The organism is Xanthomonas prunicola (assembly GCF_025266575.1).
Classification (GTDB): Bacteria; Pseudomonadota; Gammaproteobacteria; order Xanthomonadales; family Xanthomonadaceae; genus Xanthomonas; species Xanthomonas prunicola.
The window spans coordinates 714,690-737,071 of the sequence record NZ_CP096142.1; the positions used below are offsets into that span (position 1 = coordinate 714,690).

22 protein-coding genes and 1 other RNA gene are annotated in these 22,382 nt (G+C 63.6%); 7 read left to right on the plus strand and 16 right to left on the minus strand.

The features are described from left to right. Positions 1-91: 91 nt before the first annotated feature. The 3 genes from dnaK to hrcA all read right to left on the minus strand — a co-directional run bounded on the left by dnaK (position 92) and on the right by hrcA (position 3,808). Positions 92-2,017: a molecular chaperone DnaK gene (dnaK, locus tag M0D43_RS02765; RefSeq protein WP_252163522.1), complete on the minus strand. Its 1,926-nt coding sequence runs from the start codon at positions 2,015-2,017 to the stop codon at positions 92-94. 141 nt (positions 2,018-2,158) lie between these two features. Next, positions 2,159-2,677 carry a nucleotide exchange factor GrpE gene (grpE, locus tag M0D43_RS02770; protein ID WP_010366360.1) on the minus strand — a complete coding sequence of 173 codons (519 nt, stop codon included), beginning with the start codon at positions 2,675-2,677 and terminating at the stop codon, positions 2,159-2,161. Positions 2,678-2,776: 99 nt separating this feature from the next. Next, positions 2,777-3,808: a heat-inducible transcriptional repressor HrcA gene (gene hrcA, locus M0D43_RS02775; RefSeq protein WP_252164948.1), complete on the minus strand. Its 1,032-nt coding sequence runs from the start codon at positions 3,806-3,808 to the stop codon at positions 2,777-2,779. A gap of 136 nt (positions 3,809-3,944) precedes the next feature. Between hrcA and recN the strand changes: the two genes are divergently transcribed. Then, positions 3,945-5,609, plus strand: coding sequence for a DNA repair protein RecN (recN, locus tag M0D43_RS02780; protein ID WP_252163523.1), 1,665 nt, complete (start codon positions 3,945-3,947; stop codon positions 5,607-5,609). A gap of 423 nt (positions 5,610-6,032) precedes the next feature. Here recN and fur read toward each other — a convergent pair whose 3' ends face one another. Then, entirely contained in the window at positions 6,033-6,443 is a 411-nt protein-coding gene (gene fur / locus M0D43_RS02785) for a ferric iron uptake transcriptional regulator (protein ID WP_005988392.1), read from the minus strand. A gap of 104 nt (positions 6,444-6,547) precedes the next feature. On the opposite strand from fur, the gene M0D43_RS02790 reads away from it, so the two are divergent. Beyond that, positions 6,548-6,943 carry an outer membrane protein assembly factor BamE gene (locus M0D43_RS02790; protein WP_011258737.1) on the plus strand — a complete coding sequence of 132 codons (396 nt, stop codon included), beginning with the start codon at positions 6,548-6,550 and terminating at the stop codon, positions 6,941-6,943. A 281-nt stretch (positions 6,944-7,224) separates the two neighbouring features. On the opposite strand, the gene M0D43_RS02795 is transcribed toward M0D43_RS02790, so the two are convergent. Continuing rightward, positions 7,225-7,500 (minus strand): RnfH family protein, encoded by a 276-nt coding sequence (locus M0D43_RS02795; RefSeq protein ID WP_252163524.1) that lies wholly within the window; start codon positions 7,498-7,500, stop codon positions 7,225-7,227. A gap of 13 nt (positions 7,501-7,513) precedes the next feature. Continuing rightward, positions 7,514-7,945, minus strand: coding sequence for a type II toxin-antitoxin system RatA family toxin (locus tag M0D43_RS02800; RefSeq protein ID WP_252163525.1), 432 nt, complete (start codon positions 7,943-7,945; stop codon positions 7,514-7,516). Positions 7,946-8,005: 60 nt separating this feature from the next. Between M0D43_RS02800 and smpB the strand changes: the two genes are divergently transcribed. Beyond that, positions 8,006-8,509, plus strand: a complete 504-nt coding sequence (smpB, locus tag M0D43_RS02805; protein ID WP_010366344.1) for an SsrA-binding protein SmpB — start codon at positions 8,006-8,008, stop codon at positions 8,507-8,509. 156 nt (positions 8,510-8,665) lie between these two features. Here the strand turns inward: smpB and M0D43_RS02810 are convergent, their stop codons facing one another. Continuing rightward, positions 8,666-11,113 carry a S8 family serine peptidase gene (locus M0D43_RS02810; RefSeq protein WP_260807820.1) on the minus strand — a complete coding sequence of 816 codons (2,448 nt, stop codon included), beginning with the start codon at positions 11,111-11,113 and terminating at the stop codon, positions 8,666-8,668. A gap of 135 nt (positions 11,114-11,248) precedes the next feature. On the opposite strand from M0D43_RS02810, the gene ssrA reads away from it, so the two are divergent. Together ssrA and M0D43_RS02820 are read left to right on the plus strand one after the other, a co-directional pair. Beyond that, positions 11,249-11,645, plus strand: a transfer-messenger RNA (tmRNA) gene (gene ssrA / locus M0D43_RS02815). Positions 11,646-11,800: 155 nt separating this feature from the next. Then, positions 11,801-13,006 (plus strand): tyrosine-type recombinase/integrase, encoded by a 1,206-nt coding sequence (locus M0D43_RS02820; RefSeq protein ID WP_260807821.1) that lies wholly within the window; start codon positions 11,801-11,803, stop codon positions 13,004-13,006. 315 nt (positions 13,007-13,321) lie between these two features. On the opposite strand, the gene M0D43_RS02825 is transcribed toward M0D43_RS02820, so the two are convergent. After that, positions 13,322-14,248, minus strand: coding sequence for an SOS response-associated peptidase family protein (locus M0D43_RS02825; RefSeq protein WP_260807822.1), 927 nt, complete (start codon positions 14,246-14,248; stop codon positions 13,322-13,324). Between the two features lie 9 nt (positions 14,249-14,257). After that, on the minus strand, positions 14,258-14,482 hold the full coding sequence (locus tag M0D43_RS02830; RefSeq protein WP_184631898.1) for a hypothetical protein: 225 nt from the start codon (positions 14,480-14,482) through the stop codon (positions 14,258-14,260). 61 nt (positions 14,483-14,543) lie between these two features. Here M0D43_RS02830 and M0D43_RS02835 point away from each other — a divergent pair, with 61 nt between their 5' ends. Then, complete coding sequence (locus tag M0D43_RS02835; RefSeq protein ID WP_260807824.1) at positions 14,544-14,750, plus strand: hypothetical protein; 207 nt, start codon at positions 14,544-14,546, stop codon at positions 14,748-14,750. Here the strand turns inward: M0D43_RS02835 and M0D43_RS02840 are convergent. Beyond that, complete coding sequence (locus tag M0D43_RS02840) at positions 14,743-14,940, minus strand: hypothetical protein (protein WP_260807825.1); 198 nt, start codon at positions 14,938-14,940, stop codon at positions 14,743-14,745. The genes M0D43_RS02835 and M0D43_RS02840 overlap by 8 nt on opposite strands. Positions 14,941-15,237: 297 nt before the next feature. Between M0D43_RS02840 and M0D43_RS02845 the strand changes: the two genes are divergently transcribed. Continuing rightward, positions 15,238-15,678: a hypothetical protein gene (locus M0D43_RS02845; RefSeq protein ID WP_260807827.1), complete on the plus strand. Its 441-nt coding sequence runs from the start codon at positions 15,238-15,240 to the stop codon at positions 15,676-15,678. A 69-nt stretch (positions 15,679-15,747) separates the two neighbouring features. Here the strand turns inward: M0D43_RS02845 and M0D43_RS02850 are convergent, their stop codons facing one another. Genes M0D43_RS02850 through M0D43_RS02875 form a run of 6 tightly spaced genes read right to left on the minus strand, consistent with a single transcriptional unit; the run spans position 15,748 to position 22,314 of the window. Continuing rightward, entirely contained in the window at positions 15,748-16,443 is a 696-nt protein-coding gene (locus M0D43_RS02850; protein ID WP_260807828.1) for an SGNH/GDSL hydrolase family protein, read from the minus strand. Positions 16,444-16,498: 55 nt separating this feature from the next. After that, entirely contained in the window at positions 16,499-17,224 is a 726-nt protein-coding gene (locus M0D43_RS02855; protein WP_260807829.1) for a hypothetical protein, read from the minus strand. Continuing rightward, on the minus strand, positions 17,224-17,523 hold the full coding sequence (locus M0D43_RS02860; RefSeq protein WP_260807830.1) for a hypothetical protein: 300 nt from the start codon (positions 17,521-17,523) through the stop codon (positions 17,224-17,226). The genes M0D43_RS02855 and M0D43_RS02860 overlap by 1 nt, the downstream gene beginning before the upstream one ends. Next, positions 17,523-20,972 (minus strand): TipJ family phage tail tip protein, encoded by a 3,450-nt coding sequence (locus M0D43_RS02865; protein ID WP_260807832.1) that lies wholly within the window; start codon positions 20,970-20,972, stop codon positions 17,523-17,525. Before M0D43_RS02865 ends, M0D43_RS02860 begins: the two co-directional genes overlap by 1 nt. Continuing rightward, complete coding sequence (locus tag M0D43_RS02870) at positions 20,969-21,580, minus strand: tail assembly protein (RefSeq protein WP_260807834.1); 612 nt, start codon at positions 21,578-21,580, stop codon at positions 20,969-20,971. Before M0D43_RS02870 ends, M0D43_RS02865 begins: the two co-directional genes overlap by 4 nt. Then, positions 21,577-22,314 (minus strand): C40 family peptidase, encoded by a 738-nt coding sequence (locus M0D43_RS02875; RefSeq protein ID WP_260807836.1) that lies wholly within the window; start codon positions 22,312-22,314, stop codon positions 21,577-21,579. Before M0D43_RS02875 ends, M0D43_RS02870 begins: the two co-directional genes overlap by 4 nt. Positions 22,315-22,382: the final 68 nt, after the last annotated feature.

Consider the following 22,382-nt stretch of genomic DNA (forward strand, 5'->3'; position numbering starts at 1 on the left):
GCCTTGGCGACGCGACGCGTAAAGGATATCGGGATGGGGATCGGCACCTTTAGCGGCTGCCAAGCCCCACTCCCGACTCCCAAATCACGGCTTACTTCTTGTCGTCCTTGACTTCGGTGAACTCGGCGTCCACCACGTCGTCGGCGGCCTTGGAGGCCTGCGCGTTGCCGCTGGCCGCATCGGCGCTGCCGCCCTGCTCTGCCGCGGCGGCCGCGGCGTACAGCGACTGACCGGCTTCTTCCAGCGTCTTGCTGCGCGCTTCGATCTGCGCCTTGTCGTCGCTCTTCATGGCGGTTTCCAGATCCGACAGTGCCGCTTCCACCTTGCCGATCACATCGCCACCGACCTTGCTGCCATGCTCGGTGATCGCGGTGCGGGTGGCGTGGATCAGGCCATCGGCCTGGTTGCGGGCCTGCACCAGTTCCTGGAACTTCTTGTCTTCCTCGCGGTTGGCTTCCGCGTCGGCGACCATGCGCTGGATCTCTTCGTCCGACAGACCGGAACCGGCCTTGATCTCGACCTTCTGTTCCTTGTTGGTCTTCTTGTCCTTGGCCGACACGTGCAGGATGCCGTTGGCGTCGATGTCGAACGACACTTCCACCTGCGGCATGCCGCGCGGCGCCGGCTCGATGCCCGACAGGTCGAACTTGGCCAGCGACTTGTTGAAGCGGGCCTGCTCGCGCTCACCCTGCAACACGTGCACGGTCACGGCCGACTGGTTGTCTTCGGCGGTGGAGAAGGTCTGTGAGGCCTTGGTCGGGATGGTGGTATTCTTTTCGATGATCTTGGTGAACACGCCGCCCATGGTTTCGATACCCAGCGACAGCGGGGTCACGTCCAGCAGCAGCACGTCCTTGACGTCGCCGGCCAGCACGCCGCCCTGAATCGCAGCACCCACGGCCACGGCTTCGTCCGGATTGACGTCCTTGCGCGGTTCCTTGCCGAAGAAATCGGCAACCGCCTGCTGCACCTTCGGCATGCGGGTCTGACCGCCAACCAGGATCACTTCGTTGATGTCGCTGGCGCGCAGGCCGGCATCGTTCAACGCGGTGCGGCACGGCTCGATCGACTTCTTGACCAGGTCTTCCACCAGCGCTTCGAGCTTGGCACGGGTCAACTTGATGTTGAGGTGCTTCGGGCCCGACGCATCGGCGGTGACGTACGGCAGGTTCACTTCGGTCTGCTGGCTGGACGACAACTCGATCTTGGCGCGCTCTGCGGCGTCCTTCAGGCGCTGCAGCGCCAACGGATCCTTACGCAGATCGATCCCCTGATCCTTGTTGAATTCGTCGACCAGGTATTCGATGACGCGGTTGTCGAAGTCTTCGCCGCCCAGGAAGGTGTCGCCGTTGGTGGCCAGCACTTCGAACTGCTTTTCGCCATCGACTTCAGCGATTTCGATGATCGACACGTCGAAGGTGCCGCCGCCCAGGTCGTACACGGCAATCTTGCGGTCGCCGCCGTTCTTGTCCAGGCCATAGGCCAGGGCTGCGGCGGTCGGCTCGTTGATGATGCGCTTGACGTCCAGACCGGCAATGCGGCCGGCGTCCTTGGTCGCCTGGCGCTGGCTGTCGTTGAAGTACGCCGGCACCGTGATCACCGCTTCGGTGACCTTCTCGCCGAGGTAATCTTCAGCGGTCTTCTTCATCTTTTCCAGCACGCGCGCAGAGATTTCCTGCGGCGCCATGCGCTTGCCATCGCTGGTCTGCACCCAGGCATCACCGTTGTCGTGGGCCAGGATGCCGTACGGCACGTGAGAGATGTCCTTCTGCACTTCGCCGTCAGTGAACTTGCGGCCGATCAGGCGCTTCACCGCGTAGAAGGTGTTCTTCGGGTTGGTCACCGCCTGACGCTTGGCCGAGGCGCCGACCAGCACTTCGCCGTCCTTGGTGTAGGCGACGATCGACGGCGTGGTGCGATCGCCTTCGGAGTTTTCGATGACGCGGGCCTTGCCGCCGTCCATGATCGACACGCACGAGTTCGTGGTGCCGAGGTCAATACCAATGATCTTGCCCATGGATACGCTCCTGATGATTCTTTAGCTGTGTCCGGCGACGCCGGGTCTGGCTGAGATGTGGGGGTGGTGCGCAGGTGTTCAAGCCACCGGCGCACATCTGTGTTTCATGCCTGCGCCTGGCAGTTCAGCCGGCGCTACGGTTCAGTCGTGCTTGGCCACGACCACCAGGGCCGGGCGCAGCAGGCGCTCGTTGAGCAGGTAGCCCTTCTGGAACACCTGCACCACGTGGCCCGGGGCGATGCCCTCGGCCTCGCCCTGGCTGATCGCCTGGTGCTGGTCCGGGTTGAACGGCTGGCCGACCGGGTCGAGCAGGGTCAGGCCATTGTCGGCCGCGACCTTGAGCAATTGCTTGTAGGTCATGTCCAGGCCATCGCGCAGCGGGCTGGGCTCGGTGCCGGCGGCGGTCAGGCCGGCGTCCAGGCTGTCGAACACCGGCAGCAGCTCGCCCAGCAACTTCTCGTTGGCGAACTTGCGCGCGTTCTCGACATCGCGGGCGATGCGCTTGCGCTGGTTTTCCAGATCGGCCCGCTCGCGCAGGGCATCGGCCTTGACCAGCGCGATCTCGCTGCGCAGCGACTCGATCTCGGCCTTGAGCGGATCGGTCTCGGGTGGGTTCTGGGACAGGTCTTCGGAGTCGAATTCGGGGTGGTCTTGGTTCATGTGCAGTTCCCGGGCAAGCGGAACGCCCGCCCCAACGTCACCCCGTATGTGGGCGCGCGCGCGCGTTTCAAGCAAAACGATCGTATCGATCGCTGCCGCTTATCGCGTGCCCGGCGGTTCCATGGCCGCGCCCAGCACCTGGGCGGCGGTCTGTACCAGCGGAATCACCCGGTCGTAGGCCATGCGTTTGGGCCCGATCACGCCCAGCACGCCCAGCACCTGCCCGTTGGCGGCATACGGCGCGGTGACCAGGGAGACATCGTCCAGCGACACCATGCCGGTCTCTTCGCCGATGAAGATGCGCACGCCCGGCGCCTGGATGGTACGTTCGAGCAGCTGCAGGATCTCGCGCTTGCTGGCGAAGGCCTCGAACAGCTCGCGCAGCCGGTCCAGGTCCGACAGGTCCTGCACGCCCATCAGCCGGGTCTGCCCGGCCATCACCATGTCCTCGGCATCGGCCGGCACCAGCGCCTCGCTGGCCAGGTCCACGCTGTGCGCCAGCAGCTGCTCCATCTCGTTCTTGGCCATGCGCAGCTCGCGCAGCAGCGAGGCGCGGATGTCCGACAGCGCGCGCCCGGCAAATTGCGCATTGAGGTAATTGGCCACCCGCTCCAGCTCGGCCGGCTCGTAGGCCCGGCGCGGCTCGATCACCCGGTTCTGCACTTCGTTGTCGGCAAACACCAGAATCGCCAACACCCGGCGCGCATCCAGCGCCACGAAGTCGATATGCCGGAACGCGAACTGCTCGCGCCGCGGCGCGCTGACCACGCCGACGAAATGGCTCATCGCCGACAGCATCTGCGAGGCGCTGCCCAGCAGCGACTGGGTGCCATTGCCGCTGGCCAGCTCCGCACGCAGCCGGCGCACCTCCTCTTCGCCGGGCGGCTGCATCTGCACCAGGCTATCGACGAACACCCGGTAGCCGTGCGCGGTAGGCACGCGCCCGGCCGAGGTATGCGGGGAGCTGAGCAGGCCCACGTCCTCCAGATCGGCCAGGATGTTGCGAATGGTGGCTGGACTGACATCCAGCCCGGCATGCTGGGCCAGGGTTTTCGAGCCCACCGGCTCGCCATCGCGGATGTAGCGCGCGATCAGCGTGCGCAGCAACTGCCGGGCGCGGGGGTCGAGCATTGGGGACTGGGACGCGCGCATGGGATCATCCGGTGAGACTGGGCATAGATAATGTCTGGCCCCGGGGATGGCAAGCGTCCGATTCCCTGTCTGCCCTCCCACCCTAAGCTTCCCCAAAGCGTTCACACTCGACCTTATGCTCAGACACCTCTCGATCAAGGATTTCGCCGTCGTCCGCGCCACCGAACTGGAATTCGGGCCGGGCATGACCGTGGTATCGGGCGAAACCGGCGCCGGCAAGTCGCTGATGGTGGACGCGCTGGGCTTTCTGTCCGGTCTGCGCGCCGACAGCGGCGTGGTCCGCCACGGCGCCGACCGCGCCGAACTGTCTGCCGAATTCCAGTTGCCAGCCGAGCACCCGGGCCTGGCCTGGCTGGCCGAGAACGAACTCGATGACCAGGCCCAATGCCAGCTGCGCCGGATCATCCGCGCCGACGGCGGCTCGCGCGCCTGGATCAACGGCCGCCCGGTCACTTCCTCGCAGCTGGCAGAACTGGCCTCGAAACTGGTCGAAATCCACGGCCAGCACGAACACCAGGCGCTGATGGCCCGCCACAGCCAGCTCGCCCTGCTCGATGCCTATGCGCGTAACAGCGCACAGCGCGAACAGGTGCGCCAGGCCAGCCAGCGCTGGCAAGCACTGCTGGACGAGCGCGATGCGCTATCGGCGCAAGGCGATGTCTCCGACCGGATCGGCTTTCTGGAGCATCAGCTCGCCGAACTGGAACGCGAGGACCTGGATCCGGCCGCAATCGCCGCGCTGGACGTCAATCACCGCCGCCAGGCTCATGCCACCGCGCTGATCGGCGCCTGTGACAGCGTCGCCCAGCAGCTCAACGGCGACGACGGCGCCAGCGCGCTGGGCCTGTTGCAGGACAGCCGCCACGATATCGCCCGCGTCGCCGAGCACGAACCGCGGTTGGGCGAAGTCGACGCACTGCTGGACAGCGCCGTCATCCAGATCGAAGAAGCGCTCGCCTTGCTCGACCGCGTGCGCGACGACCTGGAGGCCGACCCGGCCCAGTTCGAGGCCATGGAACGCCGCCTGGGCCGCCTGCACGATCTGGCGCGCAAACACCGCGTTACACCGGACGAACTGGCCGCGCACCGCGACCGCATGAGCCAGGAAGTGGAGAGCCTGCGCGGCGCCGACGAGCGCCTGCAGCAGTTGGACAAGCACATCGAGTCCGCCACCGGCGTCTGGCGCAGCGCAGCCGGGGTGCTCAGCGACAGTCGCAAGACCGCCGCCGAGGCCTTGTCCACCGCCACGACCACGCTGATCGGCGAGCTGGGCATGGGCGGCGGGCAATTCCTGATCCAGTTGCAGCCGCAGGACACGTTGCGCCCTGACCCCAACGGCGCCGAGCGGGTGGAGTTCCTGGTTGCCGCCAACGCTGGGCAGCCGCCCCGCCCCTTGCGCAAGGTCGCCTCCGGCGGCGAGCTGTCGCGGATTTCGCTGGCCATCGAAGTGGCGGCGCTCGGCCTGGACAGCGTGCCGACCATGGTGTTCGACGAAGTGGATTCGGGCATCGGCGGCGCGGTGGCCGACATCGTCGGCCAGAAACTGCGCGCCCTGGGCGAAGAGCGCCAGGTGCTGTGCGTGACCCACTTGCCGCAGGTCGCCGCCAAGGGCCACGCGCATTACCGGGTCAGCAAGGCCCCGGTGGATGGCATGACCCAGAGTGCGGTCGAACTGCTCGGCCCGCAGGCCCGTCAGGAAGAACTGGCGCGCATGCTGGGCGGCGTGGAAGTGAGCAAGGAAGCGCGCGCGGCAGCTCGCAAGCTGTTGCAGAGCGCCTGATCGGAGACGAGCGGCTCGCACGCTGTCGTCAAGCACCTGATCGGGGCCGGAGCGCTGCGAGTGCTACGACGCCGGTGCAATGGCGGCGTCGGTAGTCACGCGGCGCGCCACCGACGCTTTCGGTGCATGCTTGCTGCAACTAATCAGCCCCCTTGGAGCCGCCTGCGCAGGCTTCATGCATTGAGGCAGCCATTCGAGGCCCCGTTCGCTTGTCCCGCTCGCGAGGCTCCCTACTGACGAGCCCCCCTACCCTCATCACCGAAGCTCTCCGCACCCGCTGACGTGGCTCCATCGCCCCCGCCCGCGGGGTAAGGGGTCGAGGGCGAATGGAGACACGGGCCATGCAGCCAATCCACCACCACGCCCCATAAATGCACAAGGCGGCCGAAGCCGCCTTGTCTTGGCACCTGCAAAACACGGAACTCAGCGCGGACGCTTCTTGCGCACGTACAGGACCAGCGAATGCTCTTCCAGTTCGTAGCCGTGCTTGGCGGCGATCTGGCGCTGCAGCGCCTCGATTTCCTCGCTCTCGAACTCGATGACGTGACCGGTATCCACATCGACCATATGGTCGTGGTGACCGCCGCGATCCAGCTCGTACACAGCCTGCCCGCCTTCGAAATTGTGCTTCAGCACCAGGCCGGCGGCCTCGAACTGGGTCAGCACCCGATACACCGTGGCCAACCCGATCTCGTCGCCGTGGTCTAGCAGTTGCCGATAGATGTCTTCTGCGCTGAGGTGGTGCTGGTTGCTCTTTTGTTCGAGCAACTCCAGGATCCGCATCCGCGGATGGGTCACCTTGAGCCCGACTTTGCGCAGGTCGTGGGTTTCCATATGTTCTCCGTTCATTGGCGATTTAGCGCCAGCTGCCATCAAACGGGTCGCGGCGACCGGCGGAAGTGTATCATCGGCGTGATTTCCTCAGCACTTAATCCCCGATGCGTAATCTCCTGCTGGTCGCCGCCGTTGCTCTTTCCACCGCTGGCTGCGGCATCATCTACAAGCAGCCGATCTACCAGGGCAATCTGATCAAACAGACCGCCGTGGAGCAACTGCAGGTAGGCCAGAGCAAGCAGCAGGTCAGCGCGTTGCTGGGCACCCCTTCGATTCCAGACCCGTTCCACGCCCAGCGCTGGGACTATACCTCCACGCAGCGTGTGGACCGTCTGGCGCACACCGAGGTCAAGAACTTCACCGTGTTTTTCGAGAACGAGCAAGTTGTGCGCTGGGAAGGCGACTATTTCCCGTCGCAGGACGAGCAGTTGGCCAAATCCGCGCCCAAGCAATTCGGCCGCAACCTGGCACGCGACAAGAAGAAGCAGCGCGGCCGTTGATGCGGTTGCTCGGCAACCTGTCGATCGCCTGAGTGTCGGCATGACCAAAGAACGCATCCCTTCGAACGGATGCGTTTTTCGTTGTCACTGCTGCCGAACAGCGATTTGATCCCACGCCCCAGCGCTGACCTCTAGATCCATCCATCGCGCCTGTTTGTCAGGCGTCTCGCCTCGACATGCGCTTGTTCGAACTCGGCGAACATGCATGATTCTTCAAGACAGCGCCCTAGAAGAGCTCGCTTTGTAGCGACGCTTACATGCGGCACAGCGCGCACAAACCGCTAGGTGTTGGGACCAGCTTTTTTGCTTGGCCCTGCACGGCGACGCCGCGCCTCCTTCGGGTCCAGCAGCAGCGGCCTGAGCAATTCGACCCGGTCGCCTTCGCGCAATACCTGCTCCGGGCGTGCGATCAGCCCATGTACCGCATGCGCTGCAGGCGCGTGCTCCGACGCCAAACCGGACAGTGCGACTGCGTCTGCCACCGTTGCGCCGTCGGGCACGTCCAGCTGCACCGCGCTGTAGCGATCCGGCCAGGCCAGCACGACCTCGATGCGCATACTGCAGCGCTGCCTAGACGTCGCCGCGGTCGGCGACGCGCACGAAATCGTTGACCATGCGGTCGGCCAGCCCCTGGAACCCCAGCGCCAGCGCAGGACCCAGCAAGCGCGAGCTGGTCTCCACTTCCAGGGTCAAACTCACCTTGCAAGCATTCTCGCTCAGCGCTTGGAACTCCCACAGGCCTTCCAGGCGCTTGAACGGGCCGTCGCGCAGATGCATGACGATGCGCTCGGGGCGCTCAAGGATGTTCTCGGTGGTGAACCAGGTGCGGAACGACCCCAGCCCCAGATCCAGGCGCGCCACGATATGCGCCTGGTCCTGTTCGAGCACATGGGCAACGTCGCACCAGCCGAAGCGGCGCGGATAGGCTTCGACATCATTGACCAGATCGAACATGCGGGTGGCGCTGTGTTCGACCAGGGCGCTGCGACGGATGGTAGGCATTCGCTAACTTGTGAAAGACGGAAGATCGTTTGACGACACCGAATCGGCGACAATGGGCGGATGAGCAAGAAACCAACCAAGGATAAAGCAAACGGCGCGAAGGCCACGAAAACCATCGCGTTGAACAAGCGTGCGCGCCACGAATACCACCTGGAAGAACGCTACGAAGCCGGTCTGGCGCTGCAGGGCTGGGAGATCAAGGCGATCCGCGCTGGCCGCGCCAACATTGTCGACGGCTACGCGTATGTCCGCTCCGGCGAGATCTACTTGATTGGCGCGCAGATCACCCCGCTGATCCAGGCCTCCACCCATACCGTGCCGGTGGAACGCCGCGACCGCAAACTGCTGCTGCACCGGGCCGAGATCGACAAGGTCCTCACCCGCGTGGAGCGCGAGGGCTACACCCTGGTGCCCACCGCGCTGTACTGGAGCAGCAACAAGGTGAAGCTGGAAATCGCCCTGGCCAAGGGCAAGCAGAATCACGACAAGCGTGACGCCGCCAAGGACCGCGATTGGCAGCGCGACAAGCAGCGCGTGATGCGGCGGCATAACCGAGATGCGTGAGTAGCCGGGATTGGGGATTCGGCATTGGGGATTGGGGATTGGTAACGGCAAAGCCGGTCGCAGCCGGCGCTTGCATGGTTCCTGGCACTGGCGAGCGACGCTGCGCGTACAGCCCATGCGTTTGCGAATCCCGAATCCCTAATTCCCAATCCCAAATCACGTCGCCCCAAGCATGCGCATCAAATTCGGCACTCCCCTGCCCTGCACATAGTGATCGCGCTGCAGATCGGTGCAGGTGTCGAGCATCAGCTGCTTGACCCGGTCAGGGAAACCGATGAACTCGCGGCGCGCCGATAAAAACCCGGCCAACACACCGGAGACATGCGGTGCGGCCATGCTGGTGCCGCTCATTTCCACCATCAAACTGGCCGGATCGTTGGAGTCGAAGTCGTAGTAGGCCGACAGGATCTTCTCCCCTGGCGCGACCACATCCGGCTTGCTGCGACCGTCGGCGGTGGGCCCGCGCGACGAAAAATACGACACGCCATAGTTGTGCGGGCTGCTCTTGTGTACTGAGCCGACCACGATGGCGTCTTCCAGATTTCCCGGGTCGCTGATCGACAGATCCATGTTGGCCGCATACGCATCGCCATCGTTGCGCATCAACCAGGCCAGGCCTTCGTTGCCGGCAGCGATCACCACCAGCACACCTTGCCGCCACAGCCGCCGCAATTCGTTGCACAGCGGCGTAAACCCGCAGCCGTAGCTCTCTGGATCGAAACAGCCACCCAAGCTCAGATTCACGCCATGGATGACCAGTTCGCCAGCACGTTCGTTGATTGCAGCGATCTGCTGTATTGCTTTGATCATCCACGAATCGCGGCCATTTCCAGCATCGTCGAGCACCTTGAAGCCATACAGCTGGGCGTCTGGCGCCATGCCGGCAAACTCCAGCGTGCGGCCGGACGTACCACTTGCATCGGGAATCGAAGCCCGACACTGGCCGGCAATGATTCCGGCGATATGCGTGCCGTGCCCATGCCGATCGAGCCGGGTAAACGCCGTGCCGTCGGCACGGGTCAGCCGTTTGGGCGCACCGCGCCGCGTGCAGTCCCATTGCGCGACCACGTTGTCGCGCTCGCCCTTGACGAAGAAATGCGGGTGACTGGCTGCGATGCCGGTATCCAGCACCGCCCAACCGATGTGCTGACCGCGCGCGCGATATGCAGTCCGCGCCGCATCGGCGTGCAGCACATTGCCGGATTCATGGATCAACGCGCGTTTGCCGGCGTCGCGCCACACCCGTCGAAAGCCCAACGCGCGATAACGATCCTGCAGCGATTCGATCTCGAATCGAGTCAACCGCGCGGACACGAAACGCTGCAGACTGTCTTCCAGTTCGATCGCCTCATCCAACGCATCGCCGCTCAGGCCGGTGGTGCGGGCAGCAGCTTCGCGTACGTGCTGCAACAGCAATGCGCGCACACCGTCGGGATCGTTGCCCAACACGCGGCGATCCAGTTCGATCAGCACGTCGTGTCGGTGCTCCGGGCCGTGCGCTTCGAGCTGCTCGCTGAGATCCTTGATCAGCACCGCATTGGACACCGGCTGATCGAAGCCCACACCCACGGCTTGGCGCACCGCAGCGCACACCTGCGGAATCGACAAATACCCAGAGCCGGAATGCGGGTTGTGCTGCCAGTCCGGATTCAAACGCGCAGCGGCCAAATTTTCGAAACGCCCTCTCGCGTTGGCGATGTCGTCGGTAAGATCCGGATCCAGCGCGATCGGATCGCGCGTTTCAGCCACATTGATCCAACGCTGCACACACTCGGGAAACGGCAGTTTGCGCGTACCGGTCCAGCGCTTGAACATGCTACGCACCTGCGGCAAGCCCAGTGGCGAGCCCAGGGTGACGAACAGGCTGACCTCGCAGTCGGCGGCCTGCAACTGACGTAGCACATCGAACGCGATCATCGAGCCCTGGCTATGCGCCACCACTACGAATGGCCCGCCCCCTGCGCGCAGCCGCTGCGCCAGGCTTTCGCGCATCAGCGCCGCACGCTCCGGCACGAAGAACAGGTCGTGCACGTCCTGCAGCAACGCAGCGGAAATCAGCCGCAGCAGCACCCGGTTGATTGCATCGATGGCGCCCATGGCGTGTACGCTGCCGGGTGCGGACGCTCCCTCCAGTTCGTCCAACAAGTGATGCAGATCCACTCGCTCCTGTTCGCTCTGCGCCAGCGCATCTGCCAACAGGTGCAAGTCGTGTTCGCCCGGCACCAAGCCGAGCGTACTCAGGGCGCGCTGCACGCTCTGATTGAGCGCCGGCCCCACATCACGCGCATCGCAATTGCCTGGCTCGGCCACCGGATACCGCTCGCGATTGACCCAGTACGCCAGGCGCGTGCGCTCGCCCATCGGCCGCCCGAACAAGGCCTTGTCCCACTGACACCGCAGCACGTCGGCCGGCGGCTTGTTGCCGATGCCGTGGATATAAATCACGGTGCGCGCCTTGCCCTGCACGCGGGTCACCATAGGCTCCTGCGCCTCGGCCCGCTGCGCGCGCCTTGCACGTGGCCGTGCCGGTTTTTCCGTGCTTGCAGCCGCCTTGCGCGGTACTGCACGCGCAGGCGTCGAACGTGGGGGCTTGCCTGTCGCCATCGCTTCGCTCCTTCGTTTACAGACTGTTCGATCCGGTACAGGACTGAAGCCACTGTAAGCGCTGCGCATCTCACCACTTGTGACAGGGCGCGCCGATCCCTACACTGACCACGTCAGCGTTTTACTGCTTTCCCCGGGGGTGCACTGGTTTCGACGGGGGTCGCGAAGTCGCTTGGCGCATGCCGAGGGGGCAGCTTTCCTCGTTAATCCAGCAGCAAACTTTTAGTTGCCAACGATGACAACTACGGTTCGGACTTCGCTATCGCCGCTTAATTGGCTTTAGTTGTAGTTCTACAGCCGCCTAAGGCGAACCCCCGAACCTACTTGTGCCCGTGCTCGTAGGTGTAGGGTCATTATCACGGAACCATCGGTAGTGGCTGCCTGTCAGCTACCGGTTAGATAAAGCAGGCTGGTTTCCAGGTGCGCTTTGCCAACCGTGCTGCCTGGGAATGAGATCTAACGGAGGGCTAAGCATGTAGTGCTGGGGATGGAGTGCTTCCGGACGGCGGTTCGATTCCGCCCACCTCCACCAATGAGCGGATCTTGAAGATCCGAAGAAGGCCGGGAACCCCCGTAAAACAAGGGTTCTCGGCCTTTTTTATGTGCACTGCGGTGCGCAAGTGAACGTCGCAGGATTGGAGACTCTGGGGGCATATTTTGGGGCACCTGCCCCCAACTGCCGAACAGATGCCCCCACTGACCGATCTCGCAATACGCCGCGCCAAACCTGCCGCGAAGACCCAACGCCTGTATGACAGCGACGGTTTGTATCTGGAGCTGTCGCCGAAGGGCGGGCGCTGGTTTCGCCTGAAGTATCGATTCGGCGGAAAGGAAAAGCGGCTCGCCCTCGGCGTCTATCCAGAGGTGCCGCTGGCACTGGCCAGGCAGCGGCGGGACGAAGCACGCCAGCTAGTGGCTCAGGGTATCGACCCGGGCGAGCACCGGAAAGCAGCAACGGCTGCGCGTGCAATCCTCGGCGCCAACACCTTCGAAGTGATCGCCAACGAGTGGCTGGAGAAGCGCAACTGGGTGGATGGGTACCGTGTGAAGGTCGTCGGATGGTTCACGAACGACGTGTTCCCCTACATCGGCGCGCGGCCGGCGGCGGAACTGGAAGCACCCGAATTCCTGGCAGTGGCCAGACGAATCGAGAAGCGCGGCGCCTTCGAGTCGGCGCACCGGATCATGCAGAACTGCGGCCAGGTCATGCGATACGCCATCGCCACCGGGCGTGCCAGCCGCAACCCAGTGGCGGATCTGCGCGGCGCGCTGAAGCCGACACCTGAGCGCCATCTGCCGGCAGTGACCGATCCGGACGAGCTGGGGGCGCTGCTGCGCGCCATGGACGGCTACAAGGGCAGCCACGTCACGCGCTGCGCTCTGGTGTTGGCACCACTGCTGTTCGTGCGTCCGGGTGAGTTGCGGCAGGCCGAGTGGTCGGAATTCGACATCGATGCCGCTCGGTGGAACATCCCCGCCGACAAGATGAAGATGCGCCAGCCCCACGCTGTCCCGCTCTCGCGCCAGGCACTGACTGTCCTGGCAGACCTGCAGCGGCTCACCGGTGCCGGCCGCTACCTCTTCCCCAGCACCAGGACGAAGCTGCGGCCGATGTCGGACAACGCGGTGAACGCGGCGTTGCGCCGCATGGGCTACGAGGTAGGCACGGTGACCGGCCACGGCTTCCGCGCCACAGCCCGCACGATCCTCGACGAGATCCTGGGCTTCCGGCCGGACATCATTGAGCACCAGCTGGCGCATGCAGTGAAGGATCCCAACGGCCGGGCTTACAACCGCACGACACATCTCGCGGAGCGCGTGCGCATGATGCAGCGGTGGGCCGATTACCTTGACGAGTTGCGCGCGAACTCTGCCGCCACCTCGAAGGCCTGAGCGATCGGCAGCGTCACAGGCGGCGGTACCACTGGGCTGCCGGCGATCATCAGCGACACAGCTGCCTCAGACGCACCATTCCGCCGAACCCTTGCGAGGACATCTGCCCCTCCTGGACCGACACGCAAGAGGTTCCATTCGTCTCGATCGACGTCCCCGCCGATGACGGGGTTGTGCCAGTTCATGTTCAGAGGGAGAGACGGCAGCGTCACACCTTCGGGAGCAATGACGCTCGGCTCCTTAGATCGCTGAAGCGCGGCGCGGTGCGCAGATCGTGATGGCATGGCTATCTATCCTGGCTGTGGGTGCTGCAGGTCACGCTGCTATCCGGTGCTCGTAGAACGGGTGCCGCTTGTCGTCGAAGATGGCGTAAAGCGCCTGGAGATCGGCCGGGTCCGGATTGAGCCAGGCGTCGACGTGCTCAGGCTTGATGTTGATGATCGTCCGGTCATGGCCAGCGGCTGCGACCTCCGGCTCTGGCTCGTCGGTGATCGCGGCAAACGACAGCAGGTCGGGTTCGACGCCTGCGGGATCGCGCCAGTGCGACCAAAGGCACGCCACCAGCATCGGCTCACCGGTGCGCGGCACGAACTCGATGCGCTGGTTCTGCCCGTCTGGGCCTTCGACGTTCTCGTAGAACCGGTCGGCCACCATGAGCCCATGGGTGTAGCCGAACTGCCGGCGCCAAAACCCTTCCAGGTTGTCGCGGCGGGCGTTGTAGGTGCCGGGGAATTTCCGGTCGTACATTGCCGGGGTGCCGGCCGGCCGGCACTGGTAGCGCATCGGCTTCACGACCCGTTGACCATTCTCGACCACCAGCACCGGGCAGTAGACGCCCGGGAAGATCCGGCTGTCGTCCTGCCCGCGCGTACCCTTGAGCGTGTCGAGGCGCCGCTGCGCCTGCTGGATCTTGTTCGTGCCGATGCGCACGTCCTCGCGCGCCTTCTTCGTTTCCTTGAGCTGCAGCGCCCGCTCGGCGTCGCCGACACGGCGCTTCTGGTCGAAGATCTCCCGCGTGAGCGCGTCGGCCTCCGCCGCGTCCGCTGCGCGCAGATTCTCCTGCAGCTCGGGCGGTCCGATCTCCAGCAACTCGCGCACCATCGCCCGAGGCGCCTTGATCCGGCGCGCCTGGGCGCCCTCGCCCCACCAGAAGGTCTTCACATAGGTGTCGATGTCCATCACGGCGCCAAACGCCCGCTGGAACTCTTTGAACTCGGCTCGGATCTGCGCGGAGTAACACATGGCCGCCTCTCAACAGTCGCGGTCGGGATCTTGGAGGCCATGCCAGGCCAAGATCTCATCGAGCCGCCGGGAGACGAATTGGGCATCGTCGCCCGTGATGGCGCCGTCCTCGATGACGTCTGCCATGCCCGCGAAGGCCTGCCAGAAGTGGCAACGGTCGGGGCTGCTCTTCAGCAGCGCTGGCACCGCGGCATCGAGATTTTCGAGATGGGTTCGGAGTTGGGCTCTGTCCATGCCCGCAGTATCGGCAGAACCGTCTCAAGGCGTGAGACGGGCGGTCGTAGAATCTGCCTCTATGGACGACACTCCGCGCCCCAGTCTTTTTGAACAACTGCAGCAGCGGCTGGCGTGCGCGCCTGAGCCGCTGGAGGTGCTCAATCAGTTCGAAGCGGAACTGCTGTATGCGTTCCCTTCCGAGGCGGCCGTGATTGTCGAGCTGGTCGCCTCATGGGGTCATCGCCTCGGCGTCCTCACGCGTGAAGATCTCGACGGGTTTATTTAAGTGGCTTGTTTCCAGACTCAGCCAACCGTTCGTCAAGCAGGTTACGGATTTTTTCTAACAGTTCGCGATCGTCGCAGTCGCGGTTGAATGCGATCCAGAGTTGGGTTGCACGCTCCGCGCTCAGGCTTTTATCTATTAGGTCTGCGGCTTCGGAAAGAGATTGAACCCGATAGGTGTGAACATGGTCCATAACACTGCTCCCCCTAAATTGGTATTACGAAAATGTGCCGGCTCGGCGCTGCTCAGGCGCCTCGCGGGTTGAGCGGCCATCTTGGCACCGCGACCGGCTACTGTAGGTTTGCACCGTTATGGGATTGCACATATCGGCCTGTTCCGCACGTTGGGGTCAGATTTCTCCGAGAAATTGCAGTGTGCGGGTATAACTCAAATGAACGTTTTTTTGCGTGTGCTGGCCATGCATCTTGGCCTTGCGCCGAGATGACCTCGGGCCGCCGGCCAGACCGGCGCAGCACATTCGGAGAACGTAATGCACGCACTACTGATCGCCGTAGCCGCAGCCCTCCTTGGCGTCGCCATCCCAGCCGCCGCCGGCGAACGCAGCCAGCTCGGCCGCACCACCGATCTGTACCAGGAAACATCCGACGCCGGCGAGACGCTTGACGCGTTCGTGACACGCCTCGCGCCGCGCGCACGCGCCGCCTCAGTCAGCGCACGCGCCGTGGTTTGTGGCCAGATCCAGGGCGCCGGCCCGTATACCTTGACGCTCAAGACCGATGGCCACCAGGATTGGTGCGAGGTACCGAAAACCGTCGCGCCATATGTGCTCGTCAACGGCATCGCAAAGGATGCGCGCGAGGATCACATCCCAGCGATCTACGCGCGCCGGGCGGGCTACTTGATCACTCCGTGGAGCATCAAGTTTCAGGACCGAATTGCTAGCCGAAAGATCGGCTCGACTAGCCGTTGAACCTACGTTGCAACTTCACAGACCTGTCGCCGGGCGGCAGTAAGGCGGAAGCGATCCAGACGTGAATGGTTACTTAAAAAGGCGCAAAATCCGATCTGCCACCAGCCGGTGCCCCTTCGCGTTTGGATGATTTGGTTGCGCCATCAGATCCATCCTGTCCCCGCTGTAATCGCTGAACGCAGCAAATGCGTCGGCCACGGGCACGTCTTCGGCTCTCGCTAAATCGCGAATCATCGCAACTTGCGCCACAAGCGATGATTTCGACGAGGGCGTGTCCCCTCCTAGATCAGGGGTAGCGGTAACCAGGACAACACACGCATTCGCTTGCTTGGCTTGATGAACCATCTGGGTCAAGTTGCTGCGGGATTGCTCAATGCTAAGGCCTCGATCATTTAGCCCGTAGTCGATCGTTACCACACGCGGAAGATGACCCAGCGCCTCCCGCTTAAAGCGGGCCAAGCCGGCGCTGGAGTTTTCCCCTCCTACTGCTGACGTAATCACATTGACCACGGCAGTGGGATACCTCGCCGCCAGACCATCGGCAACCAGGCGCGGATAAGCTTCGCGAGTGTTGACGGTAGGGGTCACAAAATAGCCAGCGGGAACACTGTGCCCGAACGCCACAATGTTCACGGTCCTGTTGTCCGGCCACTTCTTCAGCAAGTCAGCCCTGACCAAAGAGAGGCAGCCGCTTGTATTTCCTGCAAAGGCAGAACTCGTGGCGGCTAACATAGCAGCCGCAAGCAGAATGGATCTGATCTTCATTGAGCCATTTTGCGCACTTACCCTCAATTGCGCCAGCCTGGCGATGAGCAGCAGCTCAATAATTGCGCACGTTGAGCAGCAGGCAATCGACCTGCATTGTCCCAAACGTTCCGGGAGGTGCCGGTGGGCTGCCCTGGTTGCCCTCGGCGTGGTCGTAGTACGTGTTGATGCCCTTTGCTGACGCTGTTCCCGGCGTGTATCTAACCCCTGCAACATAGCCAAGGCGATCCATCATCCAGCGAGGACCGCCACCAATGAGTCCGCTCACGATGGTGTATGACGCACCGGTGTGCCCTAGCGCGATCGCTACGCCGTCCGCTTGGGTCGGAAAGTCAGTTTGCGCAGTACCTGCGGTGGCCCGCATGCGGCCGATCACCCGCATGTACTTGTAACGCGAATCGAAAGCTATGCGGCCGGTGGCCGGGTCGCGGAAACGCACCCCCTTGCTCGTGACAAACGCCATTTGCGCCACATCGGTGGTGTCGAAGACGTAGTACTGGATAGCGGTGTTGGCCGTCTCGCACACAAGCTCAAAGGTGAAGGTGCTCCCGTTCTGCGATCGATTGCGAAGGCCAACAAACGAGGCGCAGGTGACGGCGATGAGCGGAGAGTTGCCACCGCCGACTGTGAGGGTGGCGAAGCCGATGCCCTGGGCCGCACCACCCGAGCTGGCACCTACAGCGGTCACGGTTCCCTTCTGCTTCAACGCTAGGTTTTCGTAGCGCGTGTCGATCTGGATGATGTTCCCGCCCTCGGGCCGGATCCTTACGCCCAAAACCATCAGTACCTCCCGTAGGTGAGCAACCCACCGACCTGCGTGCCCATGTTGCTGCCGCCCCCGTAGTTCCAGCTGATCGTCCCGGCCTGCTCGTCGACGGTGAACAGCGGTGCCTGCGCGTACTGAGCGCTACTGCTGGCGGAAAACCAGAAGTAGATTTCGTTGGTGCCCAGTGGCGGCACTGCCACCGAGCCACTGGCGCCGGCTGTGATCGTCACGGCGCCGAACTTGCTGGTGATGCGAGTGGAGACATCGATCAGGATGTTTCCGTCCAGGTCACGCTGCCGAATGCCGCGCGCCATCAGAGCAGCTCCCCGGCTTCGAACAGCGCAACGGTTCCGGCGGCATTCCAAAAGCGCAGCGCCTGCTCGTTGAGCGTCATGAAGCCGCCGTTGTTTGCGCCGTTCATCGACAGCGTGCTGTTCTTGTCCAACTTCCAACGCGGCTGCCCATTGGCACCCACGCCGTTCGACTGGATGGTGTCGCCGATCATCGCGTTGGTGATCCATGCGTTGCCAATCAGCGCCTGGTTGATGAAGACCTGACCGCCCTGAATCACAAACGGCGACGTCACGGCGTTGTTGGCGACATTGATCACCGCGAACCGATCCGCCTGCATCAGGATTTGGCTCTGATAGCTGCCGTCCTGCTGCTGCTCAACGCCCACGCCCAGGCCGGCCATGTAGATCTGACCTGCGCTGGTGATCTGGGCCTTGACCGTGTACGTAGCGCTGATCTTGCCGTTTAGGTCGACGACGGTCTGACTGGTCTGCTGAACGCTTGCCGAGATACCGCCGACCGACGCTTCGACGGTATCCATGCGCTGCGCTTGGGCGCGATCTCCCTCAGCGATGACCGTCTGCCACGTCCGTGTGCCAGCGAACACAGTGCGATCGCCTGCATGCCAATCCCGATCGCCCGCGTGACGATTGCTGATTTGCGCAACCAGCCCATCGGTGCGTTCGCCGATCGCGGCCAAGCCGGTGTCAGGGTTGTTGATCTGCAGCTTGAGCGAATTGACCTCGCCCACCACCGCGCCCGCCTGCGCGATTGCGGTACCAACGTTCTGCCAGTTCGTCCCCGGCGGCTCTTCGTTGCCAGCAGCGGCACCCGTCCAACTCCAGATGATGCCGCCGTACACCACCGTCTGCCCGTTCGTGTAGGTGGCATCTTCGCTCCACACCAGCGGCACCAGGTTAGCAATGGATTCGATCGGCAGGCGCAACTCCTGCGAGAGTTCTGTCAGCGTGATCTTGCCCGCGAGGTATTCGAGGATCGCGGTCGCGTCGGTGCTGCTTTCGCCCATCACGCCGTTGGTCAAGGGATACCACGGGCCGATATTGCCGCTGCGGTCAACCAGGCGCCCCCAGAAGAAGAAGCGCGCACCGGCCGCCAAGCCCAACATCGAGTGCCGCGCCTGCGGATAGGCGAAGTCTCCCAGCTTGATTGCGCCGGCCAAGTTGTTGGCTGGGCTGTACCAGATTTCCGTGCGCTCGGTGTCCGTTGCGCCCTGCGGGAACGACCACGACAGATCGATACCGAAAATGATGCCGGCGGCGGTGAGGCTCGCCAGCGACGGCGGAGGCTCCACCTTGCCAGTGATTTCGGTCAGGGCAGACATTGCCGGCATAGAGACGGCATTGAGCGCGTTCACCGCTCGCACGCGCGCCAGGTACTGCCCCGCATAGATGCCACGCACCTCCAGGTTGGCGGTGGTCGCGCGGCCAGCCTTCACCCATGCCATGTCGTCGCGACGCCATTCGACGTCGTAGGCGATGGCCTTCTCGGCCGGATCCCACGCGATAGTAAGCACATGCTGCGCGATGCCCTGCTCCACGAAGCTGTGCGACGACAGCCGCACGTTCGTCGGTGGCGGCTGCACGCTGGGCGGGATGATGCTGATCGGCGGCTGCTCGATGCGCGTACCGTTGTCGATCGCAGCAAACTTGGCATTGACGTGCTTGAGACCAGTCACCTGGAAAGTGATGCCATCGTCGTTGTGCCTGACCGAGATGACCTTGAAATACTGCAGCGCGAGATCGACCTGTTCCACCGCGAACACCGATTGAGCAATCGGGATCGTGGACCACGGCGCGCCGACGCTGATGACGCTCCCGTTGATCGCCGACACCGTGCGCGCTTCGCTGCGCCCGCCCGCGCGCAGGAGGATGCGTATGCTGTCGCCAATCGCGAGCGTAGGCGGCACCTTATCCAGGGTGATGCTGTCGGCCGTCGCCGATCGAATGCGGCCGCTGTTACGACGGCCTGCCCGCGCCGGATCCTGCACAGCGATGACCTCACCAGGTTGCGGAACATGTCCCTCCAGGCCCGTCGTGAAGCCGATGGTCTCCGTCTCCAGATTCTCGCTTAAGAGAATATGCAGGCCGATGCGCTGTGCCTGAGCCTTCGATGAGCAACCGAGCGCTGTGACGGAGGTCTGCTGGATGCCATAGCGCGCGATGCCGGGCCGGTACTCGACAGGCTCGGCCTTGGCGCGTCCGAAGTCATTCGGGTCGTTCCACGACACCAAGGCGACGGTGTGCCGCGTCTTTCGCCCCGAACCTTCGTAGGTGAAACGCCCATCGACGACGTTGGCGGCGCCGAATGTGTAGCAGGACGTCAGGTCCACCGGCATGTCGGCCGAGGCCATGACTTGGCCGGCGGCGTAGTAGGTGATGCCGCGAAACACCGCAGCGAGGTCCGACAGCACATTCCAAGCGTCGGCCTGCGTCTGGAAGTACGGATTGCAGGTAAACCGAGGCTCCTGCCCACCCATCCCATCGCTCACCAGCTGATCGCAGTACTGCGCGATCTGGTAGAGGCGCCAGCGATCGACCCATGCGGCCGGGATGCGATGGCCAAGGCCATAGCGATCGTTCGTGCAGATGTCGAAGAACACCCAGGCCGGATTATCGGTCCAGGCGGACTTGAAAGTACCGTCCCAAATACCGGAGTAGCTGCGCGTCGCCGGGTCGTAGTTGCTCGGCACCTTCACGATCAGCCAGTCTGCAAAAACGCCGATAGTCGGGATGGCCTGGAACTGGCTCGCATCCAGCTCCAGCGCCAGCAGTGCTGTGTTCGGATACCGCAGCTTCGCGTCGATGATCTCGGTCAGCGCCTGCACATACAGCACGTCGGCGATAGTGCTGCTGTTGGCATTGGACGTAAGGCGGCGGATCCGAACCTGCCACTGGCTACCGGCAGGCAGATCGACGGTGCGACTGCGCTCATAGAGCGTCGTGGTCTTTCCAGTGATGGTGTCCGTCAGGATCGTGCTGTACGCGCCTCCATCGGTTGCGATGTCCACGGCGTAGGTGATGCTATAGCCGGTGATGTCGCCCGTGGTGGTGTCCGTCTTCTGCAGCGACGGCGTTCCCATTCGAATGCGCACCGAGGATAGATCAGCACCCGACAGCGTGCGCACCACCGGCGTCGCGTCCGTCAGCTCTACGCCTACGGCAATTTCGTTCTCGACGCTGGGGAAGCCGGCGATATAGTCCTGGTCCTGCGTGCCGGCGCGCAACTCCGCGCGCACGTTCTGGAAGTTGAACGAACCATCGGGATTCTGCAGGCGCGTGCCGTCCAGATAAACCGACTGCAGACCGTTCACTGGGCCCTTGATCTCGCCCTCACCGATCGCCAGCAGGATCTTGGCGTAGGCGATGCTCTGGAGGCTGTCGGGCGTTTCTACCGGCGCGCGCGCGGAACTCTGACCCTTCTTTGCGCCGCGGATATCGATGATGGCGCTCACGCCTGATCCTCCGCGTAGATGCCGGCGCTGATGATTGCGCCACCGCCCCAGCCGCGGCCATAGCCCAGCGGGTAGGGATTCCCCTGCGCCTGTGTGTTCACCGGGCCGTTGAAGCTGTAGCTCGGTTTGTTCTCCGGCCGCTCGCCGGTGCCTAGCCCCTTTGGCTGCGGGGCGAGCATCTGGGAGACACCGCTGATCACCAGCGAAAGGCCAATGCCGGCCGCCGCTCCAGCTACGCCACCCGCACCGAGTGCTAGCGACCAAGTAGTGCCACCAGTGAAGAAGCCAGAAACGACAATCAGCGCAACGCCAATGATCGCGGTCAAGCTGCCGCTACTCTTGGCACCGAGCAGCACCGGCGCAATCCGGATGTCCTCGCTGCCTGGCGGGTCGCTGAGCTGATCGACGCCAAGGTTCCTGCGACCGACGAACACTGCGAAGGCCATGCCGCGGTCCTTGGCATGCGTCAGGTAGCTGGCAAAGCCCGGCAGCAGCACGCAGAGCGCGCGCACTGCCTCGGCCGGGCTGCTGACAGCCAGGCTGAACTCTCGGCCGAAGCGCGCGCCCAGTGGGCCATACAGCCGGATGGTTCGTACTTTGTCGATCATGCCCGCGATTCCATAGAGTGGTGGCGGATCACCTTCGTGGTCCGCTGGAGCCAGTAGCCCCCATAGGTCACCTGCTCTGACGGTCGCCCGTGCAGGTGATGCAACATCTGCCCATCACCCAGGTAGATGCCGGCGTGGTTCATTTCTTCCGAGCGGATCTGCATCAGGAAGACGTCGCCGCGCCGGGGCTCGTCCTTGATCTCGCCGAATCCTTCTTCCCTGAAGTGCTTCTCGTACAGGTTCTCGCCGCGCTTCCACCACTCGTCTTCGCGCGGATAGTCACGGAGCTCGATCCCCAGCTCTCGCGCATAGAAGTCCCGCAGCAGCGTGTAACAGTCCAGAACACCATGCGCGAACTGCCGGCCCACCAGCGGCGCGACATAGCCGCAAGGCTGGATCGTCTGTACGTCGCCGCATTCCGCAACACCATCGACCTGGCCGACGCTGATGATGTGCCAGGTGATCTCGCTCAGCTCGCACTGCAGCCGATCGGCATCGCTCGGCATAGCGGACGCGTTCGGGTGGCTATGCACCAGCGCAATTACTTCGCCTTGATCTTCCGCAGCCGCATAGTCCTCGCCAGGCAGACGGAAATGCTCACTGGCAGTGGCTGCGGTGTTTGGGCATTCGATGTATCGCTCGCCGTCGGCCGTGGCGATGATCAGCCCGCAGCACTCGCGCGGGTACCGGGCCATGGCGTGTGCCTGGATGGACTGGAGGGTTGCATGTTCCATGTGGTCGCCCATGAAAAAGGCCCGCACATGGCGGGCCACAAATATGATTTTTTGCGCTGCTTACAGCT

Coding starts and splice junctions, on each gene's coding strand:
- dnaK (WP_252163522.1), bottom strand. CDS start 2,017: ATGGGCAAGATCATTGGTATTGACCTCGGCACCACGAACTCGTGCGTG.
- grpE (WP_010366360.1), bottom strand. CDS start 2,677: ATGAACCAAGACCACCCCGAATTCGACTCCGAAGACCTGTCCCAGAAC.
- hrcA (WP_252164948.1), bottom strand. CDS start 3,808: ATGCTCGACCCCCGCGCCCGGCAGTTGCTGCGCACGCTGATCGCGCGC.
- recN (WP_252163523.1), top strand. CDS start 3,945: ATGCTCAGACACCTCTCGATCAAGGATTTCGCCGTCGTCCGCGCCACC.
- fur (WP_005988392.1), bottom strand. CDS start 6,443: ATGGAAACCCACGACCTGCGCAAAGTCGGGCTCAAGGTGACCCATCCG.
- M0D43_RS02790 (WP_011258737.1), top strand. CDS start 6,548: ATGCGTAATCTCCTGCTGGTCGCCGCCGTTGCTCTTTCCACCGCTGGC.
- M0D43_RS02795 (WP_252163524.1), bottom strand. CDS start 7,500: ATGCGCATCGAGGTCGTGCTGGCCTGGCCGGATCGCTACAGCGCGGTG.
- M0D43_RS02800 (WP_252163525.1), bottom strand. CDS start 7,945: ATGCCTACCATCCGTCGCAGCGCCCTGGTCGAACACAGCGCCACCCGC.
- smpB (WP_010366344.1), top strand. CDS start 8,006: ATGAGCAAGAAACCAACCAAGGATAAAGCAAACGGCGCGAAGGCCACG.
- M0D43_RS02810 (WP_260807820.1), bottom strand. CDS start 11,113: ATGGCGACAGGCAAGCCCCCACGTTCGACGCCTGCGCGTGCAGTACCG.
- M0D43_RS02820 (WP_260807821.1), top strand. CDS start 11,801: ATGCCCCCACTGACCGATCTCGCAATACGCCGCGCCAAACCTGCCGCG.
- M0D43_RS02825 (WP_260807822.1), bottom strand. CDS start 14,248: ATGTGTTACTCCGCGCAGATCCGAGCCGAGTTCAAAGAGTTCCAGCGG.
- M0D43_RS02830 (WP_184631898.1), bottom strand. CDS start 14,482: ATGGACAGAGCCCAACTCCGAACCCATCTCGAAAATCTCGATGCCGCG.
- M0D43_RS02835 (WP_260807824.1), top strand. CDS start 14,544: ATGGACGACACTCCGCGCCCCAGTCTTTTTGAACAACTGCAGCAGCGG.
- M0D43_RS02840 (WP_260807825.1), bottom strand. CDS start 14,940: ATGGACCATGTTCACACCTATCGGGTTCAATCTCTTTCCGAAGCCGCA.
- M0D43_RS02845 (WP_260807827.1), top strand. CDS start 15,238: ATGCACGCACTACTGATCGCCGTAGCCGCAGCCCTCCTTGGCGTCGCC.
- M0D43_RS02850 (WP_260807828.1), bottom strand. CDS start 16,443: ATGAAGATCAGATCCATTCTGCTTGCGGCTGCTATGTTAGCCGCCACG.
- M0D43_RS02855 (WP_260807829.1), bottom strand. CDS start 17,224: ATGGTTTTGGGCGTAAGGATCCGGCCCGAGGGCGGGAACATCATCCAG.
- M0D43_RS02860 (WP_260807830.1), bottom strand. CDS start 17,523: ATGGCGCGCGGCATTCGGCAGCGTGACCTGGACGGAAACATCCTGATC.
- M0D43_RS02870 (WP_260807834.1), bottom strand. CDS start 21,580: ATGATCGACAAAGTACGAACCATCCGGCTGTATGGCCCACTGGGCGCG.
- M0D43_RS02875 (WP_260807836.1), bottom strand. CDS start 22,314: ATGGAACATGCAACCCTCCAGTCCATCCAGGCACACGCCATGGCCCGG.